This window comes from Vibrio sp. 10N, from assembly GCF_036245475.1.
Lineage (GTDB): Bacteria > Pseudomonadota > Gammaproteobacteria > Enterobacterales > Vibrionaceae > Vibrio.
On record NZ_BTPM01000002.1, the window covers coordinates 1497061 to 1513656 of the forward strand.

15 protein-coding genes are annotated in these 16596 nt (G+C 44.7%); 7 read left to right on the top strand and 8 right to left on the bottom strand.

Features of this window, described 5'->3' with window-relative positions:
• Positions 1-42: 42 nt before the first annotated feature.
• The 4 genes from AAA946_RS22790 to AAA946_RS22805 all read right to left on the bottom strand — a co-directional run bounded on the left by AAA946_RS22790 (position 43) and on the right by AAA946_RS22805 (position 3222).
• Positions 43-1134, bottom strand: coding sequence for a sulfate ABC transporter permease (locus AAA946_RS22790; RefSeq protein WP_338167025.1), 1092 nt, complete (start codon positions 1132-1134; stop codon positions 43-45).
• Between the two features lie 2 nt (positions 1135-1136).
• Entirely contained in the window at positions 1137-1604 is a 468-nt protein-coding gene (locus AAA946_RS22795) for a hypothetical protein (protein ID WP_338167026.1), read from the bottom strand.
• A gap of 125 nt (positions 1605-1729) precedes the next feature.
• A complete protein-coding gene (locus tag AAA946_RS22800; RefSeq protein ID WP_338167229.1) occupies positions 1730-2803 on the bottom strand; it encodes a porin in 1074 nt (357 codons plus the stop codon).
• 2 nt (positions 2804-2805) lie between these two features.
• Positions 2806-3222 (bottom strand): hypothetical protein, encoded by a 417-nt coding sequence (locus tag AAA946_RS22805; RefSeq protein WP_338167027.1) that lies wholly within the window; start codon positions 3220-3222, stop codon positions 2806-2808.
• A gap of 165 nt (positions 3223-3387) precedes the next feature.
• Here AAA946_RS22805 and AAA946_RS22810 point away from each other — a divergent pair, with 165 nt between their 5' ends.
• The 3 genes from AAA946_RS22810 to kdgR all read left to right on the top strand — a co-directional run bounded on the left by AAA946_RS22810 (position 3388) and on the right by kdgR (position 7928).
• A complete protein-coding gene (locus tag AAA946_RS22810) occupies positions 3388-6150 on the top strand; it encodes a hybrid sensor histidine kinase/response regulator (RefSeq protein WP_338167028.1) in 2763 nt (920 codons plus the stop codon).
• Between the two features lie 97 nt (positions 6151-6247).
• Positions 6248-6952, top strand: a complete 705-nt coding sequence (locus tag AAA946_RS22815) for a DUF445 domain-containing protein (protein WP_338167029.1) — start codon at positions 6248-6250, stop codon at positions 6950-6952.
• Positions 6953-7145: 193 nt separating this feature from the next.
• Complete coding sequence (gene kdgR, locus AAA946_RS22820; protein ID WP_338167030.1) at positions 7146-7928, top strand: DNA-binding transcriptional regulator KdgR; 783 nt, start codon at positions 7146-7148, stop codon at positions 7926-7928.
• A 68-nt stretch (positions 7929-7996) separates the two neighbouring features.
• Here kdgR and AAA946_RS22825 read toward each other — a convergent pair whose 3' ends face one another.
• The 4 genes from AAA946_RS22825 to AAA946_RS22840 all read right to left on the bottom strand — a co-directional run bounded on the left by AAA946_RS22825 (position 7997) and on the right by AAA946_RS22840 (position 13788).
• Entirely contained in the window at positions 7997-9211 is a 1215-nt protein-coding gene (locus AAA946_RS22825) for a right-handed parallel beta-helix repeat-containing protein (protein ID WP_338167031.1), read from the bottom strand.
• 263 nt (positions 9212-9474) lie between these two features.
• On the bottom strand, positions 9475-11259 hold the full coding sequence (locus tag AAA946_RS22830; RefSeq protein ID WP_338167032.1) for a sodium:solute symporter family transporter: 1785 nt from the start codon (positions 11257-11259) through the stop codon (positions 9475-9477).
• Positions 11260-11687: 428 nt separating this feature from the next.
• A complete protein-coding gene (locus AAA946_RS22835; protein ID WP_338167033.1) occupies positions 11688-12839 on the bottom strand; it encodes an iron-containing alcohol dehydrogenase in 1152 nt (383 codons plus the stop codon).
• 130 nt (positions 12840-12969) lie between these two features.
• Positions 12970-13788, bottom strand: a complete 819-nt coding sequence (locus AAA946_RS22840) for a sulfite exporter TauE/SafE family protein (RefSeq protein ID WP_338167034.1) — start codon at positions 13786-13788, stop codon at positions 12970-12972.
• A gap of 149 nt (positions 13789-13937) precedes the next feature.
• Between AAA946_RS22840 and AAA946_RS22845 the strand changes: the two genes are divergently transcribed.
• Genes AAA946_RS22845 through AAA946_RS22855 form a run of 4 tightly spaced genes read left to right on the top strand, consistent with a single transcriptional unit; the run spans position 13938 to position 16490 of the window.
• On the top strand, positions 13938-14567 hold the full coding sequence (locus AAA946_RS22845; RefSeq protein ID WP_338167035.1) for a Crp/Fnr family transcriptional regulator: 630 nt from the start codon (positions 13938-13940) through the stop codon (positions 14565-14567).
• Complete coding sequence (locus tag AAA946_RS22850; RefSeq protein ID WP_338167036.1) at positions 14564-14929, top strand: YidH family protein; 366 nt, start codon at positions 14564-14566, stop codon at positions 14927-14929. The genes AAA946_RS22845 and AAA946_RS22850 overlap by 4 nt, the downstream gene beginning before the upstream one ends.
• Complete coding sequence (locus AAA946_RS24185; protein ID WP_445206119.1) at positions 14926-15207, top strand: DUF202 domain-containing protein; 282 nt, start codon at positions 14926-14928, stop codon at positions 15205-15207. The genes AAA946_RS22850 and AAA946_RS24185 overlap by 4 nt, the downstream gene beginning before the upstream one ends.
• On the top strand, positions 15204-16490 hold the full coding sequence (locus AAA946_RS22855) for an anaerobic sulfatase maturase (protein WP_338167037.1): 1287 nt from the start codon (positions 15204-15206) through the stop codon (positions 16488-16490). The genes AAA946_RS24185 and AAA946_RS22855 overlap by 4 nt, the downstream gene beginning before the upstream one ends.
• Positions 16491-16596 lie beyond the last annotated feature (106 nt).

Below are 16596 nucleotides of genomic sequence, written 5' to 3' on the forward strand. Positions count from 1 at the left end.
GCTCACTCAGTGAGCCTTTTTTGATCGTACAGAGGATGCAAGTTAGAACACAAAGTTGACCATGATGGTGTAGAGGTTTGCATCGGTGTCTTGACCGGGCGACTGAATGAAAGGACCACTTAGCGGACGACCGAATGGATCTTCTCCATAGCTTTTGAAGCGCTGCCACTCACCGTTTATAGAGACGTTATTCAGCACATCATATCGAAGCCCAAGTGTAATACTGTCGCCGTCTTTTCCACTGTAAGGGTCATTCTCATCACTTTTCTTTAAACTCTGACCATACACAGCGTATGGAGTCAGCTTGTTGATACGATAAGCCACACTTGCATACCAAGATGAATTGAAGTCGTTGGTTTGCCCCTCTGCAGTCAGCTTAAGTGCGTCAAATTCATATTCTGCACCTAACGTATAAATATCGGTTGTGGTATCCGGTGAATCCAACACCAACTGCCCACCGTTGATAACCGTTCGCTGGTCATATTTAGAGGTTAAATACGCGAAGTTCCAGCGATAGTATTCACCTGCCGCAACCAAGTTAATACCTCCTGAGTATTGAGTCTCTACTTCCACCACCAGTTGCGGATTAATGCGAAGGTCGTTGGTGTCTTTAAAACCAATATAAGGAGTGGCGGTCAACTGCAAGCTATCCGACAGCGGGTAATTCCATACGGCACTCAATCCGTTGTATGCCGTGACGCCAGCCAACGCATTGTACACCTCTTCTGGAGGTCTAGCGGTATTGTAAGCATGGCCGACGTAGTTGTACTCTGACAGCAAGAACAATGGCAATCTCAACCGACCCGCTCGAACCTGGACACTGCCAACCGTGTAACCCAAGTAGGCCCACTCAAGCTGCGGCTCACTCCAATTATCCTGAGGGCGTTTTACCACTTGAACGGAGGCGTTAAAGGCATCGTTGTAGTAGTCAAGCTGCAAGCCTAAAATAGTATCGCAGTCAAAACAGTTTTCATCGTTGATAGAGCGGTTGACCATCAAGGGGGTTTCATTATCCGAGCGTGCCCAAGACAAAGAACCGAATCCGCTCACGGAAAGGTTGTCATTAATATCAATCGCTGCTGACACTGAAGTAGATAATGCGCCAAGTGCGACAACAAGAAGTCGTTTTTTCATTATTATTTCTCCTCACTCACCACATAGAGTATGTTCGCTTCACTCGGCACCGTATCCAGCGGTGCATAGCCAATTCTGTTGGGTTTTTCAGTTAGCCACGCCACCAACGTGCTAACACTTGCACTATCAATTTCTTTAGGCGGTCTCGCTTTGCCGGAGAAGGATAGGCTGGCCCAATAGGCGTTCATTTGTGCGACATCTTTGCCAAGCAATGATCGGTAAAACTCTGATCGCTCGAGGGATTTTTCAGGCCAATCTGCTAATTCTATCCGCTTCCCTTGCAGTGATTTTGCTTTACCTCGATACAGCATTCGCGCTTTACTGCGACTCAGCGAATCAAAATCTTGGTCGAGCGTAAACACAGCATACTCGTTCGCTGCAAATGCCCTGCTATCCAGAGGCAGAATCACTGATAGTGAAATGAGGGTTGTACACAGTAACCCAAAAATTGACCGTCTGACGCTTTTCATTTCTTTCGCTTCCTTTAACGAGTTCTTTATGTCATTGCCCGCTTTCTCATCACTCGTAAAACCAAAAGTCCGCCCCAAAATACCTACTCGACTAGTCACCTGAACTCTACGGCGACAAACTGTAACTAGAACGAGAAACTTGCCATGATGGTAAACAGGTTTGCATCATTATCTACTCCGGGATCACTAGTAAAAACACCAGATCCATCGTTAAGAACTTGGAAGTACTGATACTCTGCATTGATAGATAAAGAACTAAGAACGTCATACCTAACGCCTAAAGTGACACTCGCATTTGAACGCTCATCGTCTTGATAAAGCTGCCCATAAGCGAGATATGGCGTAAATGGAGCAAGGCGATATCCTAGTTGCCCGTACCAATCCATACGAATACTCTCTAAACGCTGAAACTCGAACGTCGCTTTTAACGCACCAAACTCGTATTCAGTCCCCACGGTATACTGTTTCACTGACTCACGATTCGTTTCTGGTTTCGGTTGAAGCATCGTCGGAAGTCCCGGAATGTGAAAGTTCGCAGTGACATCGTAGGTGGCATCCAAATAGGCGAAATTCCAAAGATAGTAATCACCAATCAAGCGAGCATTTAGTCCCCATAGGTTTTGGGTTTCAAAATCCAAACGCACACTTGGGTTAAGTGTCACATCCGTTTTGTCACTAAAACCTACAAACGGAGTCAATGAAAGTTGAAGCGCGTCACTGATATCGTATCTCCAATTCACGCTTGCGCCATTGTAAGCAGTGATACCCAAAAGCGCGCTATAGATCTCCACTGGCGGGCGGGCAGTGACAAAAGCCTGACCGACATAAAAATACTCAGAAGCTAAAAACAACGGCAATCTCTGTCTGCCTGCTCGAATATCAAAACTATCAAACTCGTACCCAACGTACAGCCACTCAAGTGATGGAGAGCTCCAGTTGTCTTGAGGTCTTTTTACCCCTTGAACCGACGCTTTAAATCCGTTGTTGTAATAGTCGAGCTGCAAACCGAATGTGGTATCACAATCAAAACAGTCTTCGTTATTTATAAATCGATTAATGAATAAAGGTGTTTCATTATCTGAGCGCGCCCAAGAGGTAGAGCCAAAGCCACTAAATGAAAGTGTATCTGTAAGATCTATGACAGCGTGAGCAGGTACGCATATTGAGGCTAAAATGAATGTTTGAGAGAGTTTCTTCATCATTATTTGCCCCCCTCAACCACGTACAGCACGTTGGCACCATCTGGAAGCATACTGAGAGGAGCATAGCCAACCCGTTCAGGTTTTTGGCTCAACCACTCAATCATGGCATCAATATTAGCCGCATCGATTTCTTTTGGAGGGCGGGCTTTACCAGAAAAAGAGAGGCTTGCCCAATAGGCATTCATCTGTGCCACATCTTTCCCCAGCAGCGATTGGTAGAACTCAGCACGCTCAGTAGAGCTCTCTGGCCAATCGGACAACTCTATGCGTTTGCCTTGCAATGACTTGGTTTTTCCTCGGTACAGCATGCGCGCTTTGCTTCGGCTTAACTCGTTGAAGCTGGCATTCATTGAAAAAATGGCGTAGGACTCCGCCGCGCTCACTTTAGGCGCATACAAAGAGGCGATGACAATCATGAGGCCAACCACCAACAAGCCTATGATATTTGAGAGGTTTGTACATTCGAGCGAATGCCGTTTTTTAATCATTATTATTACACTATAGCGGATTCCTTTCCTAGACTAACGATAGATTAGTTGACAAAAAGTGATGTTCAAGAATATTCACTAGGAAATTGGAATATGAATGCTTTAAACAAGATGTCGATCAAAACTCGAATCATTTTAATGGCGGTTTTACCATTAATTGTGATTTTGGTCTTTTCCGCTTGGGAAGCGTTCCGAACACAGAGAAACCTGCAACAAATGTCGGTACTTTCCCATCAATCACAAGCACTTGGCTATATAGAAAAGTACAGTGCTATTCTTCATCAAGCGCGACTAGAAAAACTGCAGCGAACATTTGACGGTAATAAAAATGTCATTTTTCCGAAACTAGACGAGTGCCTCGATAAATTACAACTTGTGTTAGACAAAGCTTATTACCTGACAGATATAGATACCGTCCAAAATACGCTTAACGAACTTCGAGAGGCACAAGCAGAAATAGAGTTTGTAACTGACATTGAAGATCTCGAAGATTGGAGCTCTTGGGTCGAAGAGCTGATTTCTGCCCTCATTGCTAAACTTGAAAGCGTCAAAGTCGATACTGGCTCACGCCCTATTGAATCTCACCTTAATGCTCTATTCACTCTAGAGTGGATACGCTTTTGGGCAACCGAAGAGAACTGGTTTATTCATATAGACATCTATGAAGGGCACGGCGTGAATCATGGACATCATGAAGAAAGCCGCGAAGCATTGGGCACTCTATTTGAAAGGCAACAATATCTCATTGACCGATTCTTGAATATCAACGCTGATGCCTCACAAGTCAGCCTACTACTCAAAACCTTTTCTGATGACTCGTTTATAGAGAGTATTCAATTTCGCGATCGCGTGTTAAATGACGAAGGTGCAAAGCCCAAACTTGTGGAGATAATTGCAGGAGTTAAGGCTCTAGACCGTCGTTTAGAGTTGATCCAGCAAGCAACGGAGCAAATCAATACACAGCTTTCAAATGAAATGAGGTTAGGAATCAGTGCCCTAGAGACTCGGTTGTGGCTCACCATCGGGATTACCGTCTCTGTGATGCTAACACTGCTCATACTGAGCTTAAACATCGCCCGTCGCATCATCTTTTTCCTCAATAATACACTCGAGACATTTGAAAAAATTGAGAAACATGACGGTGATACTACCATACTGGCTTCAACCGAAGGGCACGATGAATTTAGCCGTTTTGGCGGGCAAATGAATCGCTTGATCGAAGAGCGCCTTGAGAATGAACGACGCATGATAGCAGCGAAAGAAGAAGCCGAGCGCGCCAATGTCGCGAAAAGCTCCTTCTTAGCCAACATGTCCCACGAAATACGCACCCCTTTAAATGGCATTATCGGCATGTCAGGGATCTTGTCGGATTCCCAACTCGATCCCGTGCAACGCGATTACCTGAACACCATTGAAACTTCATCACAGACGCTGCTGATCTTGATCAACGATATCTTAGATATCTCTAAGATCGAGTCTGGTAACCTGCTCATCTCGCTTCATAGCTCAAACTTACGTGAGATCGCCTATGACACGATCGCCATTGTGATGTCGAAAGCCAAAGAAAAAGATCTCGATCTTCAAGTGCGCTTCACACGCGGCATGCCACATATGCTCATTATCGATGATCACCGTCTGCGCCAGATCTTAATGAACCTCATGTCTAATGCCGTCAAGTTTACCAGTAAGGGACATGTGGGAATCACCATCGATGTTGAGCATATTGGTGTGGAGCGATGTGCGCTGACGATAGCTATCGAAGACACGGGAATTGGTATCGAAAAAGAAAAACAAGATTCTATCTTCAAGCCCTTTACTCAAGAAGACAGCTCGGTCACCCGCCAGTTTGGAGGAACCGGTCTAGGATTGGCGATTTCTTCTCAACTGGTTGAGCTAATGGGTGGACGAATAGAGATCGACTCAGAAAAAGGCAAAGGCAGCCGCTTCTACTTCACTATAGAGTCAGGTATTGCGCAGGAGAAAGCGCCGGTGTCACCCCTGTTGAATCAGACGCAATTTGTTATCGTCACCCATCAACAAGAGTTTGCCCAATCGGTGACCGATGAGCTCACTCACTTCGGTTTACAGCACCAAGTGATACACACGCAGATCGGTGACATAAAGGATGTTACCAGCAACAGCATCATCATTTATTGTATGAGTGACAGCCAACGTGCTCGTACTGACTTAATGAAACTTGCCGTCACTTGGTCTTCAACTCCTATTGTTCTAATTCAGCCACAAAATGCAGCTGCGGGTGACTATCAGGGGCTGATTGCTGGATTGGTCACCTACCCTCTACTCGGTGCTCGATTAATTGATGCACTCTCTAATGCACCAAAACAGCACCAAGCGATGGGTAAAACGAGAGAGCCAAAACTCGAGGTCGTCGGTAGCGGCGATCCCGAAGACCATATTAGGGTCAAGCCGACCCAAGCGACAATGCAAGAAGTGGCAAAGAGTCCCGATAACCAATCCATCTTGCTGGTAGAAGATAATCTGGTTAACCAAAAAGTGGCCTCTTTATTACTCAAAAAGTCCGGCTATAACGTCGACATAGCCAACAATGGGCAAGAAGCGTTGGACTTGTTGTGCGATGACAATAATGAATATCACGTGGTGCTGATGGACTGCATGATGCCAGTGAAGGACGGTTTTACCGCATCGGAAGAGTTTCGCATGTATGAGGAGCAGTACAACAAGGCACGAACGCCAATTATCGCACTTACGGCTAGCGTGCTCGATGATGACATCCAGCGCTGCACAGACAGTGGTATGGACGATTACGTCTCTAAGCCCTTTAACAAGTCTGTGCTGCTAGAGAAAATCAAAACCATTCGAGTGCTACCTGAGTAGTTTCTACCCCTCACTAACAAACCGATTCAACACGAGGCTTTTTATGCGCTGATTTTTTCTCTAAAATCAGCGCAACGTTTTTTATCAAGATCGAATCATGAACAAGAGCTTCATTACCAATTTCATCGCACTTGCGCTACTTGGTGCGGGTTATCAACTGGATAATAGCCTGCTGCTGTACGCGGGTCTTTTCGCGTTCTCTGGTGCCGTTACCAACTGGCTTGCCATTCACATGCTGTTCGAAAAGGTACCCGGCCTTTATGGCTCCGGCGTCATTCCCGCTCGGTTTGAAGATTTCAAACTGGCGATCAAAAACCTCATGATGGAGCAGTTTTTTACCAGCGAAAATATCGACCGCTTTCTTAACAAAGAAATGAGCTCGGGCATCAACATCAACCTAGAGCCAGTGCTAGAGAAAGTCGACTTTAACCCTGCTTTTGACTCTCTGGTTGAGGTCATCGAAAACTCTCAATTTGGCGGTATGCTCGCTATGCTTGGCGGCTCAGAGGCACTGCAACCAATGAAACAGCCATTCGTCGAGAAGATGCAGCAAGCGGTTATCGACATTAGCCAGAGCGACTCGGTCAAACAGGCGCTGATTGAGCAGCTTGAATCCCCAGCCATGCTTGATGAGGTGAAAGGCAACGTAGAAGCGATTATCGACCAACGCTTGAGTGAGCTAACGCCAAAGCTAGTAAAAGAGATTGTTCAGAAGATGATTAAAGAGCACCTTGGTTGGCTTGTGGTCTGGGGCGGCGTGTTTGGTGGTGTGATTGGGGTTATTTCTTCGTTGGTGATGTAGAGTCCAAACTCATATCTGCAAAAAGTTCGACTTCATGCTCAGTCGAACTTTTTTATTTGAAAGTACTAAATCTGCCTGTCAACACTGCAAATCTTTGCCTTTAACTCAAAACTAATATTTATCAAAATGACAAAACAAAGTTTGCAGAACTTTGTGCAATTACTGTTTGATTCAAGTTTAACGAGGGCATGAAATGGAGAAAGCAACCCAGCCTGGCGCCGTTTCCTCAGTACTGAAGGTGTTTAATCTCGTCTCTGCTTTAGCCGACCAAAAAGGAGCTGGGCTAACTGAGCTCTCAAAGCAATTGAGGATGTCAAAAGCAACGACTCATCGTTTTTTACAAACGATGACGAGCTTAGGGTTTGTGCATCAAAACAGGGAAGCAGAGAAGTACTTGCTAACATCGAAGCTATTTGAACTCGGTTCAAAAGCGCTAGAACATGTTGACTTAGTCGTCGCAGCAAGGAAGGAGATGGCAACAGTCTGCAAAGCTTTTAATGAAACTGTTCATCTTGGAACCATCGATGACGATGCGATCATTTACCTCCACAAAATAGATTCAGACTATCACTTTCGAATGCACTCAAGAGTTGGTCGACGAAACCCTCTGTATAGCACCGCGCTTGGAAAAGTTCTCATGAGCTACCTGTGTGAATCAGAAATCCGAGAGTTGCTCAATCATGTGAAATTCAAGGCTCACACAGACAAAACACACAGAACTATTGAGCAACTGTTAGCAGAGCTAGATTGGGTTAAACATCGACATTATGCAGAAGATATTGAAGAGCAAGAGCCAGGACTACGATGTATTGCGGTGCCTGTGTTTGACCGATTTGGTGAAGTCGTAGCTGCGATTTCACTCTCTTTTCCAACAAGTCGATTCGATGAGCGAAGAAAACTCGATTACCTCAGTTCATTGCACCATGCTGCTCGAAACATCTCTAAAAACCTCGGGTATCACCACTACCCAGTCTAGCGCTTGGGCCTCATGTCATTTTCGTACTAAGAGCCACTCATTTAATGAGAGGCTCTCTTTCTAGCAGATCACAGTGAGATTCTATTCACCCACTTGTCGAGTCTAGAGTAGGTATTTCCCTCAATAGTAACATTCGTCGTTTCTCTACCATCCTCCGGACGAAGGACGATACCCCATGTCGTTGTGTCTTTCTCCCGTGAACCGTCTTGCGTGATTCCGTTGATTATATTGTTCGTCACGCGATTACTGCCCTGAACACCATTAAGAGCGATACCTTCGTATTGTTTTCCGTACTTATTTGTCGGCGTAGGAGAATCGGCAACTATCGAACCTAGGTTATCGATACGGTTGTTATCTATAACTACATCATTAGCGCGCTCGACACTGATGGGTCTGACCGTGTTTGCCACACTATTTTCAGAGATATTGACGTTGGTTGCCGTCCAACCGTCATACACCCTCTTAATACTCAAACCTACCACGACATCGTGCATGACATTGTTTTGCATCTTAATATTGTCAGCCCCTCGTTTACTCGTAATGCCATCATAGGCTCTTTCTACATAGTTATTGATGAGTGTGAAGTGGTCACCATACTCTCCTGACTCGCCCCCAGCAGAAACATAGATTGCTGCATCACGAACGCCAAAGAAGCTGTTGTTTCTAATGGTTGCTTTTAGTGCTCCTGTCATGAGAATTCCACTGTCTCCACCCGCTAAATAATAAGGATCCGTATCATTTTCAGTGCCGATAAAAACAATATTCTCTATGAGTAGTTCATTTAGTTTGCTCTTACCTGAGCTTGTCGCACCACGGATTGAGAGCGCGTCTGCTGTCTGCGTAGTTCCCTCTCTTCCCGCTGGGGTTTTGTAGCGAAGGGGAACAACAGCAGAAACCTTGGCTTTTGACATATTGAACGTGCCACCAGTCCAATCAAAATTCGCTAACACGCTCGCACCACCACACTCATCTGATTTTGACGAATGCGTATCAAAACTAAACATATCTCCATCCAACTGCTCGGTAGCAATAAAACGAGCCTCACTAGCGTCTACTTTAAGATCTTTTCTCAAGTAGACTTTTGTATCTTGGCTAATGTAATAGGTCCCCGTAAGTACCAACTCAGAACCAGTATTCGTGGCTTGTTGGAGCGCGGCTTGGAGTTTGCTTGTATTACCTTTGGGGTTTATCGGAGTGGAAGTACAGTCTTCTGCGACTACTGCGCTCGATATCAAGGAGAGAATGAGGAAGGATAGTTTGTTTGACAAATGATTGCGATTCATAAATTTCTCTTGTTTTGTTTCAGCTATTGTTTAAATGAGTACTCTATTGGCGTTATTAAAACTAAGGCGTCCACCATTGCGAGTTAATTAATCATTTGATGTAAATAAGGATCCAACAAGGTAATTTATTGCCCGTAGCCACGTCATCATTTGCCTGTAATATTCGAATCCTAAAAGTAGCAAATTAATGCTAGTTCTCTATAAACTAAAAAAACCCTTAACGATAATTAACTCATTAAGGGTTTTTGTATCAGCTTCTTTTTTTAAGCGATTGCTGACTCTTTTGTTACTTTAGTGTTTTCAAGTTTACGTTCAGACTTAACCAACAAGGTACCGATTAGAGCGAGGATTGCTGCGATAATGACGAACAGCATTCTTCCCCAAAGTGGGTTTGGAACTAATGTCAGGCAGAGAATAAAGACTGACGCGATAAGTACCATTTTACCCAGCACATTGTTCTGTTTATTGTCCATTGCAACACTTTCTAGGCTATCTTCTACAACAACTTCAGTGTCGACGTTAGTAAAGAACTGTTTAACCTCAGCCTCTCGTTGCGCAGGCAGTCCTTTGTAGAAGAACTGTGAGCAAACAAAGAATGGCAGTGTAATCGACATATGTCCGATTAAGCCTAACGTTACCGACTTCATTTCGGTATATTCACGAGATGTAAGCGGTTGATCTAAGCCTAGAATCGATTGTAGCGCTTCCGGTGTCAGTACAAAGGCAATAAAGCCTGACACACACATACCGACGAGAACTGTACCCCAACCAGCCCAATCAGGTGTTTTCCTAACAAAGAAACACATGATCGAAGGAATAAGGATTGGGAAGCCAATAAGCGTGCTCACCAACATCGTTAAATCAAACAAACCAAACTCTTTCAATGATGTTAGGAAAAGCGCTGAAATAATAATGACGATACCAAACAGAGCCGTCAGTAACTTACTCACAAAGATAAGGTGAGACTCAGAGTGGTTTTTGCAGAAGTATGGTTGATAAACACTTTTCAGAATAATACCGGCATTGCGGTTCAACGCTGAGTCCATCGAAGACATGGTTGCGGCAAACATCGCAGCAAGCATCAAACCAACCATGCCCACTGGCATTTCACGGCTTACAAACATGAAGTAGGTTGCATCCGCGACTTTATTACCAAGTCCAGCCAATCCCCAAGTGCTTGTATCTGGATAGTGTGCTGCTACATACCACGCAGGTACAAACCAAAGCAGTGGACCGATAAGCATTAACGTACCCGCCAAAATCGCTGCTTTACGAGCATTTTTGGTATCTTTTGCCGCAATATAACGGTAGGAATCTACCATGTTATTGGTGCTAAAGAACTGTTTAATAAACATGAAGATAAACCAGCCAACAAACAAATACGCGTGGTTGTATCCGTCACCAATAAATGGTTGCTCAGGAAGACCGGCATCAAGAAGTGGTGTCAAGCCACCAGATTTCCAAATCGCCACTGCGCCCGTTACCAAGGTCATGGTTGTCAGAATAATCATCTGCATGAAGTCCGAGGCGATTACCGCCCAGCTACCACCAACCAAGGACATGAACAGCACAACGGAACCAGCGACTACGATAGTGAGCTCCAAAGGAAGTCCGATTACCGCGCTAGTGAATACCGCTAGTGCATTAATCCAGATAGATGCTTGAAGGACACTCAATGGAACGTTTGCCCACGTAAAAATCTGCTCGTTCACTGGACCTAATCGCATGCGCACACCTTCAAGCGGCGTTTCTACACGCATTTGGCGTGCTTTTGCAGCAAAAAACAGATAGTTACATAGGTAGCCAAGCGCGTTTGCATAAAAAACGGTTGTTGCTACTGCAAATCCACCTGTGAGTGCCTTACCCATGTGGCCAGTAAACGTCATGGCGCTCACTGCTGTCATGAATGATGTGGAACCTACCATCCACCAGAGCATTTTACCGCCCCCACGAAAATAATCACTTGTGGAGTTACTAAAGGATTTGAATAAGACCCCAATTGCCACAAGGAAGCCAAAGTAAACCAGTACGATTGCTATATCAACCATGTTTCTTCCCTTTCATTATTTTATTTCAACGTAATTTATTTTAATTTGCTCGTTTTACCCGAACATTAATCACAATCTCACTTGAATAGATAAGTGACAAAAGAATGTAGAATAAAAATCCATTTAATCTACTCTTGAGTCACCAATTTTTCATTTGAGAACTAATTTCACAATCAATTAAAACCAACATAGTAAAGTTACAATCAATACCGATTTAGTGAAATGATAATCTTTGGTAATTTTGAGGGCAAAATTTGCATAGTGTATGAGTTAAAATAACTGAGAATTGATCGCGTTACTGGATGAGCAAAGCACATCGGTTTAAAAAGGGAATCACCATGATACTCCCTCCTCTAAGACCTCAAAAAGCTCAAAAAAATGAGCCCGTCATGAATGACGGGCTCACGGATTTCACTGATTGGGTAAAATTACCTTAGCGACTTCATGTACAGTGCCAGAACATCATCAGGGGTCATGCTTACAGGGTTTCCGCCTGCGCACGGATCTGCCAATGCACTATCCACCCAAACTTTTACATCATCTTCTGTGACGCCCAACTGGCCAAAGCCGGCGGGAATACCAACACGTGAGCTGAGTTCACGGATAGACTTTACAGCTTCGATACTCGCTTGCTCTTCAGACATTCCATCAGTGTTGCACCCTAGGGCAACTGCCAGCTTGGCAAACTTCTCTATCCTGTATGGCCGGTTAAACTCGCACACTAACGGCAAGAGAATAGCGTTGCATACCCCATGAGGAAGGTTCTTATGTGCACCTGCAGGGTGTGCCATGGCGTGAACCATCCCTAACCCAGCGCTATTGAATGCCATACCCGCTAGGAACTGGCCTAATGCCATTTTCTCTCGCGCTTCGATGTTTGAGCCATCCTCGACGGCATGAGGTAAGTACTGACTAATCACGCGAACAGACTCTAACGCAGAGTGGTCGGTTAGGGTGTGTGCACCCATTGAAACGTAAGCTTCAATAGCATGCGTCAGAGCATCCATACCCGTTGCTGCCGTAACATCCGCGGGCAAGCCAACCATAATGCTAGGATCATTCACCGAGATATCCGGAATAATATTACTATCGATAATAACGCACTTTACTTTGTTCTTTTCATCAGTAATGACAGCATTACTGGTCACCTCTGCAGCCGTGCCAGCGGTAGTATTGATAGCAAATAGCGGTACACCTTGATTCTTTACATTATTCACCCCTGTATAAAGAGTGATGGGTTGTGGATTTGCAGTCAGGATTTTTACCGCCTTCGCGGTATCAATAGCGCTACCTCCGCCAAAACCAATAATGTAGTTGGCACCGGACTCTTTGTAGGCTTGATAGGCTTTGTCAACCACTGCGACGGTTGGGTTTGGTACGGTATCGGTGAAACAAGTGAATGATAAGTTAGACTCTCTAAGCGCAGCAATCAGCGGGTCAAGTAGACCGAGTTCCTTCAGTGCATTGTCTGCAATAATGAAGCCATCTCCAACCTCTTTCGAGACTAAATGACCAACCAATTCATTGATCGCATGTTCCCCAGAGATATTAATTTTGGGTAGTGCCAAAGTAAAAGCCATATTTATTCCTTGTAATTAACAACTATATATTTACAAATAATCACAGGTCGATTATTAAAACTCGACCACAAACTTTTAGAGCGCTGATTCACCAGCGACAGAGACTTAAAGCAAATCCTAGGCTCGATATCTAAAGCGTGAGATACGCTATCAAACTGACCAAAATAACGATCATGGTCGCTGAATAAACGTGGCGTTCAGACATGCGTTTCATCAAATTAGCAGCCACAGGAACACCAAGAAATGAGCCGATAAAAAACAGGATTGCAGTATGAATATCTGACTGTCCACCTTTTGCATACCCAGCTGCTGCAATGGCGGATAGACACAATGCCAACACTACCGAAGAGCCGACGGCTTTCTTTATATCCAGATGCAACACATTGTTTAGGACAGGGAGAAGCAAAACGCCCCCACCAACACCCGTAGAGCCTAAAACTGAACCACAAAACATGCCAGAGACAATCGCTTTTTTAGTGTTTGTTTTAGGCTCCGAAGTGGTGCCCTGATTGGCCTTGGACGAGCTTTTGTATTTGGAGAACACAGAAATCAGAGATCCAATCATCACAATGGTCACCAGCCAAGCCACCATCTGCTCTGTCCTTTGCGAGTAAAACGGATGTGTACTGAAGTAAACGACCAACTGGGTGACCATCAAGGTAACTGGAACCGCCCCGACAAAAAGTAGTGCTATTTTGTTCCAAGATACGTTGCGAGCTTTTATGTGTACTAGGGAAGCATTGATTTTGACCATTGCTGAAATCATACTCGCAGTGCCGACCGCCAACACCGGAGACATACCACAAAACAACTGCAACATGGGTATTAACAGCACGCCACCACCTACCCCAGTTAGCCCCAAGCAAAGACCAAAAATGCTTCCTAAAAGCAGCTTCAATGCCACCGCATCCGCAGACCACACGTTCATCAACAGCTCATAGAATGGCATAAACCATCTCCTCAACAAGCAAAACAAAACACTTTTTCAATTATTACAATCTAACGTACCAGTTTGTTTTTGGTTTATGGTGTTGATCATATTTCGTCTGTTTTTTTTGCAGTAAACTACCCCTTCCAATAGCTCTCAATGACGGCAGAATGACGATACCAATACCAACATCACTAAAAGAGATGACCAATAGAATCACCGTTGGCAAACGAGAAGCCGTCTACTTTAGTCAAGATAAGGCATCTGGGTTTTATCGCGTTGAAAGTGGATTTATCGGGCTTTATCAGGTAGCAGAAACCGGGAAAGAATCGTTATTAAGACTGTATGGGAAGGGCTCGTATTTTGGGTACCGCTCTCTCTTTACCTATCAGCGCTACCCTGCGACTGCAAGGGCAATGGAAGACAGTGTTGTCAGTCGGGTTAATGTTCACTCCTTTGAAGACTTGCAACACCTGTCCCCCCCACTAACCAAAGCACTCACAACCGAGGTATGTCAGGAGTTAGGCGAAGCCGAGCGACGTCTCGTTCAATTTAGTGCTTTCAATGCTAAAAACAGGATCATCGATGCGCTACAGCATTTCTTCACGCACTACCCCCACTATCCTTGGACCTATCGCGAAATTAGCGAATACAGTGCTACGGACGTCACGACTGTAATTCGGTTTTGTAAGCTACTCAAACAATCAGGTGTGCTTTGCAAACACCATCGCAACCCCCACCCGCTCGATCTATCAAAACTGACAAACACCCAAGGGATGTCCAAGGAAAGCATTAAATGAAAAAGCTTAGATCTAAGAAATCACCATGGCGTGAAGAAGGGAACGCTCCGGATTATCGCTTTTCACTTGCCAACGAAAGAACCTATCTGGCGTGGATTAGAACATCGCTCGCCTTGTTAGCCGGCGCTATTGCTCTTGACCAACTGACTCCAGAGCTTGCAAACCCATTAGTGCGACTGTTGCTTTCTTGTTTCCTGTGTCTCTGCTCTGGTGCTTTTGGGATCTATGCTTACCGACGGTGGTCTCGCAACGAGCAAGCGATGAGATTAAACCAAGAGCTCCAATACACATCGAACATGAAGATTATTAGTGCCACCATTTTGGTGCTTACTTTCATCATCGCGTTGGCCATCACTCTATGAGTACGGTAAATGGTCTGCAGTTAGAACGTACTGTCTTGTCTTGGCTACGGACACAGTTGGTTTTATTTGCTATCGGAGTGGTGTTGATAAAAGTGTCGATCACTCAAGATGCCACACTCATTTATCTATGCGGCGCAACAGCAATGCTGGTTGCCATCATGTGTTCTCTCTCCCACGCGAGAATGGTCAAGTTTTTGACTTCAATAATAATAATGCTGATAGCAGCAGCCTACGCCTTAACCATGCTATCTGATGTCTTCATAGGAAAACTACAATGAACCAAATTTCCAACTGTCATGTGATGGCCAAGCCGTCTGGCTCGGTATGTAATATCGACTGTGACTACTGCTTTTATTTAGAGAAAGAGAAACTCTACCCTGATAGACAAAAGAACTGGCGTATGGATGAGGAAACGCTTGAGGTGTTTATTCAGCAATACATCGATGCGCAGCAGGGCGATACCGTTCAATTTGCTTGGCAAGGAGGAGAGCCAACACTACTCGGCGTAGACTTTTATCGCACCATAGTGGAGTTGTGCGAACGTTATCGGGGCAACAAAAAGATCTCACACGGTTTTCAAACTAATGGAATTTTGATTAACGACGAATGGTGTGAGCTGTTCAAACAAAACGACTTTTTGATTGGTGTGTCTATTGATGGGCCAGAAGATCTTCATGATGCCTATCGCACCAACACGAGCGGCAAAGGTACCCATCGCAAAGTTGTCGATGCGATCGAGTTACTAAAAAAACATGGTGTCGAATTTAATACCCTTACCGTCGTCAACGATAAGAACGTTAAACACCCTCTTAGGGTATACCAGTACTTAAAAAGCATTGGTTCGAACTTCATTCAATTCATTCCTTTGGTAGAACGACAAGAATCCAACCAGCTAACAAACGATACCTGGTTGGTTAACCCAGATCAAAAAGATGGCAAGGTCACCCCTTGGTCGGTCCAACCCGATGAGTACGGCCAATTCCTAAATTCCATCTTCGATTACTGGGTCACCAAAGATGTAGGACGAGTATTTGTTCAGCAATTTGATACCACGTTAACGACCTGGCTAGGACAACCGAGTCCGATATGCGTGTTTTCACCAAGGTGTGGACATGCCTTTGCTATCGAGGCGAATGGTGATCTATTTCAATGTGACCACTACGTCTACCCAGAGTATAAACTTGGCAATATCCACGATCGCACTATCCAGTCGATGAACAATAGCGACGAAGCGATTAATTTCGGACTCAATAAGTCTAAACAACTGAATAGTAAGTGTCTGTCATGCCGATACCGATTCGCCTGCCATGGTGGTTGCCCGAAACACCGCTTTTTGCCTGGACCAACAGGTGAACTCGACCATAACTATTTGTGTCAAGGGTACTTTAGCTTCTTCGACCATTCTCAGCATGCGATGGCTTACATGGCAAAGCTGATCAAAAGCGGCCAATCACCAGCCAAGATTATGGAGCAGTTTTCGAATAAACCGACGGAGAGGGTGGGTAGAAATGACGCCTGCCCATGTGGCAGTGGTAAGAAATATAAGCGCTGTTGCGCGTAAATGACGTCGGGTGATAGTTGATTATTGAGAAGACAAAGTAACCGGGCGAATAGACTAAAAAGCTCGGTAGCAAAAAAGTCCATAGTGGCGACACTATGGACTTTAT

Excerpts from the sequence above, each read along its gene's own strand:
- AAA946_RS22790 (WP_338167025.1), bottom strand. The coding sequence starts at position 1,134 with ATGAAAAAACGACTTCTTGTTGTCGCACTTGGCGCATTATCTACTTCA.
- AAA946_RS22795 (WP_338167026.1), bottom strand. The coding sequence starts at position 1,604 with ATGAAAAGCGTCAGACGGTCAATTTTTGGGTTACTGTGTACAACCCTC.
- AAA946_RS22800 (WP_338167229.1), bottom strand. The coding sequence starts at position 2,803 with ATGAAGAAACTCTCTCAAACATTCATTTTAGCCTCAATATGCGTACCT.
- AAA946_RS22805 (WP_338167027.1), bottom strand. The coding sequence starts at position 3,222 with ATGATTGTCATCGCCTCTTTGTATGCGCCTAAAGTGAGCGCGGCGGAG.
- AAA946_RS22810 (WP_338167028.1), top strand. The coding sequence starts at position 3,388 with ATGAATGCTTTAAACAAGATGTCGATCAAAACTCGAATCATTTTAATG.
- AAA946_RS22815 (WP_338167029.1), top strand. The coding sequence starts at position 6,248 with ATGAACAAGAGCTTCATTACCAATTTCATCGCACTTGCGCTACTTGGT.
- kdgR (WP_338167030.1), top strand. The coding sequence starts at position 7,146 with ATGGAGAAAGCAACCCAGCCTGGCGCCGTTTCCTCAGTACTGAAGGTG.
- AAA946_RS22825 (WP_338167031.1), bottom strand. The coding sequence starts at position 9,211 with ATGAATCGCAATCATTTGTCAAACAAACTATCCTTCCTCATTCTCTCC.
- AAA946_RS22830 (WP_338167032.1), bottom strand. The coding sequence starts at position 11,259 with ATGGTTGATATAGCAATCGTACTGGTTTACTTTGGCTTCCTTGTGGCA.
- AAA946_RS22835 (WP_338167033.1), bottom strand. The coding sequence starts at position 12,839 with ATGGCTTTTACTTTGGCACTACCCAAAATTAATATCTCTGGGGAACAT.
- AAA946_RS22840 (WP_338167034.1), bottom strand. The coding sequence starts at position 13,788 with ATGCCATTCTATGAGCTGTTGATGAACGTGTGGTCTGCGGATGCGGTG.
- AAA946_RS22845 (WP_338167035.1), top strand. The coding sequence starts at position 13,938 with ATGACGATACCAATACCAACATCACTAAAAGAGATGACCAATAGAATC.
- AAA946_RS22850 (WP_338167036.1), top strand. The coding sequence starts at position 14,564 with ATGAAAAAGCTTAGATCTAAGAAATCACCATGGCGTGAAGAAGGGAAC.
- AAA946_RS24185 (WP_445206119.1), top strand. The coding sequence starts at position 14,926 with ATGAGTACGGTAAATGGTCTGCAGTTAGAACGTACTGTCTTGTCTTGG.
- AAA946_RS22855 (WP_338167037.1), top strand. The coding sequence starts at position 15,204 with ATGAACCAAATTTCCAACTGTCATGTGATGGCCAAGCCGTCTGGCTCG.